The sequence below is a fragment of the Streptosporangium sp. NPDC001681 genome (assembly GCF_040298085.1).
Lineage (GTDB): Bacteria > Actinomycetota > Actinomycetes > Streptosporangiales > Streptosporangiaceae > Streptosporangium.
The window spans coordinates 1-3,276 of the sequence record NZ_JBEOZN010000280.1 but is presented as its reverse complement, the minus strand read 5'-3'; the positions used below and the strand labels follow the sequence as shown (position 1 = coordinate 3,276).

Here is a 3,276-nt window from a genome sequence, read left to right as displayed (position 1 = left end):
GCCCGTCAGGGCGTCGCCGTTGTGCACGTCGATCCGGCCTACACCTCGCAAGCCTGCTCATCGTGCGGGCATGTGGACAAGAAGAACCGGCCAGGCCAGGCGACCTTCTCCTGTACGTCGTGCGGTTTCGCTGAGCACGCCGACGTCAACGCGGCCCGTAACATCGCCTCGCGCGGTGTGGCGGGCTGGGCAGTGAGTCACGCTGCCGATGACGCGGCCTGAACCGTCGAACCCATCGACGGCGAGGAGCTGCAAGCTCGGTCGTTTACGGCCGAGAAGCTGACACCATGTTCCAAGGTCAGGGCGCCGGCCGGTCCGGTACGGCGATGGAGGTCACCGCCAGGCCGTCGGCCACCAGCCAGCGGCCGGTGAAGCCGGTCAGTTCCCGGCCCGCCACCAGGGGGCCGGGGACGAGCAGGCGGGCGGTGAACGTACCGGACGGGTCGAAGACGAGGTGGGCCTCCTCGAAGCCGAGCCAGCGCCTGGCCAGCGGGAACCACGCCTTGTAGACGCTCTCCTTGGCGCTGAACAGCAGCCGGTCCCAGTGCACGCCGCCGTCGAGCCGCGCGATCGCCGCCCGCTCCGCCTCCAGGGAGACCGCGTCCAGGACGCCCTCGGGGAGCGGCTCGTGGGGTTCGGCGTCGATGCCGACGGTCAGCGCGTCACGGGAGACGGCAGCGGCGCGATACCCGGCACAGTGGGTGATGGCGCCCACCACCCCGCCGGGCCATCCCGGAGCGCCGCGCTCGCCGGGCAGGATCGGCGCCGGCGGCAGCCCGATGCGGGCCAGGGCCTGGCGGGCGCAGTGGCGCGCGGTGGTGAACTCGCGTCGCCGCTTGTCCACCGCGCGGGCGATGACCGCCTCCTCCTCGGGGAACAGCGTCACGCCCGGCGGGTCGTCGAAGGATTCCGCGCTCGCCACCCACGGCGGCAGGATCTTCTCGATCATGCGACGGGCTGCGGGCTGGGCAGGATGCGCCGCAGCCGGCCGGGCGTGGTGGAGCGGGGACGCCATTCGCGCGGATAGCCCAACGAGACCTCCTCGAAGCGGACCCCGTCGTGCCAGGTGGTCCGGGGGATGTGCAGGTGACCGTAGACGACGGTGGCGGCGTCGAAGCGCAGGTGCCAGTCGGCGGTGCGCTCGGTGCCGCACCAGATCGCGAACTCCGGGTGGCGCAGGATCAGGGTGGGCTCGCGCACCAGCGGATAGTGGTTGACCAGCACCGTCGGCACGCCGGGCGGCCTGGCCGAAAGGCGCCGCTCGGTCTCGGCGATCCTGGCCTCGCACCACGCGTCCCTGGTCGGGTACGGGTCGGGGTGCAGCAGCATCTCGTCGGTGCAGACCACGCCCTTGTCGTACGCGCGGGCCAGCGCCTCCTCCTTCGTCGCCACGCCGGGCATCCGGAAGGTGTAGTCGTACAGCACGAACAGCGGGGCGACGGTGACGGGGCCACCGGGCCCACTCCAGGTCGGGTACGGGTCCTCCGGCGTGACCACCCCCAGGTTCCGGCACACCTCGACCAGGTGCCGGTAGCGCTCCTCGCCGCGCAGCTGGACGGGGTCGCTGGGATGGGTCCACAGCTCGTGGTTGCCGGGCGCCCAGACCACCTTCTCGAACCGGTCGGCGAGCAGTCCCAGGGCCCACGCGACGTCGGAGACCTTCTCCGAGACGTCCCCGGCGACCAGCAGCCAGTCGGAGGCGGAGGTGGGCCGCAACTCCTCGACGATGCGCCGGTTCTCCTGGTAGCCGATGTGCAGGTCGCTGATGGCCAGCAGTGACGTCATGCGCGGCCCGTCCCCGGCGAGGCGGCGGCCGCCGCGGGCCGCCCGTCGCGCGCCGGCACCGGGAGTGCCCCCGGTACCTTCTCGTCCCCAAGCATCGTCGCCTCCGTCCCGCCTGCTTCCCAGGGCACGGTCACGCCCCCGTGATCACCAAGCAGAAGAACCCTCTCACGATCGCCCCCCTGAGGCACACCCCGGTCCGCCACTAAGTTGTCTCCGGCCGGTGCCATACGAGTACGGCGATACTCATGCGATTGCCGTGGATGGCGATGATTCTTGGCGTATGACTACCTTCGACAGCATGCCAGCGTGCTGCATCGCGCCCCCCGACCTGCTCGAGGCGGTCGCCGAGCAGGGCACCCCCGAGGAGCGGGAGGCGGCGCTCCGGACCCTGACCGCGTCGGAGACCTCCCGGGCGCAGCGCGCGTCGGTCACCGGCGCGCTGAGCCGGCTCACCCTCACCATCGCCGACGTGGCGCCCGCCCCCGGCATGGTACGTACCGTCTACGACGCGGAGAACGGCGGCGACTTCGACCTTCCCGGGAAGAAGAGGCGAGGGGAGGGCGATCCGCCGTTCGGTGACGCGGCGGTCGACGAGGCGTACGACGGGGCGGGGGCCACCTACGACTTCTACCGGACCGTCTTCGGGCGCGACAGCATCGACGGGCGGGGGCTGGAGATCGTCTCCTCGGTCCACTACGGGAACGACTACGACAACGCCGCCTGGATCGGCTTCCAGATGATCTACGGTGACGGCAGCGGGCAGATCTTCAACAAGGGGTCCCTCACCAAGGCCGTGGACATCGTCGCCCACGAACTTACTCACGGCATCACCCAGTTCACCGCGCACCTGGTCTACAGCAAGCAGTCCGGGGCGCTCAACGAGTCGTTCTCCGACGTCTTCGGGTCCCTCGTCAAGCAGTACGGCCTCGGGCAGAGCGCGGAGCAGGCCGACTGGCTGATCGGCGAGGGCATCCTGGGCAGCGCCCTGCGTGGGACGGCCCTGCGATCGCTGAAGGCGCCGGGGACCGCCTGGTCGACCCCCACGGGCGGTCATGACCGCCAGCCCGCGCACATGCGCGACTACCTGGACCTGCCCGACGACGGCAACCCCGCCAACGACCACGGAGGCGTCCACCTCAACTCCGGCATCCCCAACCACGCCTTCTACCTCGCCGCCACCGCCATCGGCGGCAACGCCTGGGAGCGCGCCGGCCGGATCTGGTACGTCACCCTCACCGAGCGGCTCCGGCCGCGCTCCGACTTCCGGCAGGCCGCGGAGGCGACGGTGCAGGTGGCCGGAGAACTGTTCGGCGCCGACGGCGACGAGCAGCGCAAGGTACGCGCGGCCTGGCAGCAGGTCGGGGTTCTCCAGGCGGGGCCGGTTTAGGATCGTGCCCGTCAACGACCCCCTCCTGAAGGAGGGGGCTTGAGGCGCAGCGATGCGCTTCGAAGCCCCGCGTTGACCAGCCCTAGCCGTCATGAACTGGAGGT

Annotated in this window: 4 protein-coding genes; 2 read left to right on the top strand and 2 right to left on the bottom strand. The window is 71.2% G+C overall.

Features of this window, described 5'->3' with window-relative positions:
* The coding region (locus tag ABT130_RS47280) for a zinc ribbon domain-containing protein (protein ID WP_350966449.1) at positions 1-222 on the top strand (222 nt) is incomplete at its 5' end.
* 76 nt (positions 223-298) lie between these two features.
* Here ABT130_RS47280 and ABT130_RS47275 read toward each other — a convergent pair.
* On the bottom strand, positions 299-949 hold the full coding sequence (locus ABT130_RS47275; protein ID WP_350966448.1) for a 4'-phosphopantetheinyl transferase family protein: 651 nt from the start codon (positions 947-949) through the stop codon (positions 299-301).
* On the bottom strand, positions 946-1,785 hold the full coding sequence (locus tag ABT130_RS47270; protein WP_350925359.1) for a metallophosphoesterase family protein: 840 nt from the start codon (positions 1,783-1,785) through the stop codon (positions 946-948). Before ABT130_RS47270 ends, ABT130_RS47275 begins: the two co-directional genes overlap by 4 nt.
* 280 nt (positions 1,786-2,065) lie before the next feature.
* Here ABT130_RS47270 and ABT130_RS47265 point away from each other — a divergent pair, with 280 nt between their 5' ends.
* Entirely contained in the window at positions 2,066-3,172 is a 1,107-nt protein-coding gene (locus tag ABT130_RS47265) for a M4 family metallopeptidase (protein ID WP_350925361.1), read from the top strand.
* The last annotated feature ends 104 nt before the right edge of the window (positions 3,173-3,276 follow it).

Excerpts from the sequence above, each read along its gene's own strand:
- ABT130_RS47275 (WP_350966448.1), bottom strand. The coding sequence starts at position 949 with ATGATCGAGAAGATCCTGCCGCCGTGGGTGGCGAGCGCGGAATCCTTC.
- ABT130_RS47270 (WP_350925359.1), bottom strand. The coding sequence starts at position 1,785 with ATGACGTCACTGCTGGCCATCAGCGACCTGCACATCGGCTACCAGGAG.
- ABT130_RS47265 (WP_350925361.1), top strand. The coding sequence starts at position 2,066 with ATGACTACCTTCGACAGCATGCCAGCGTGCTGCATCGCGCCCCCCGAC.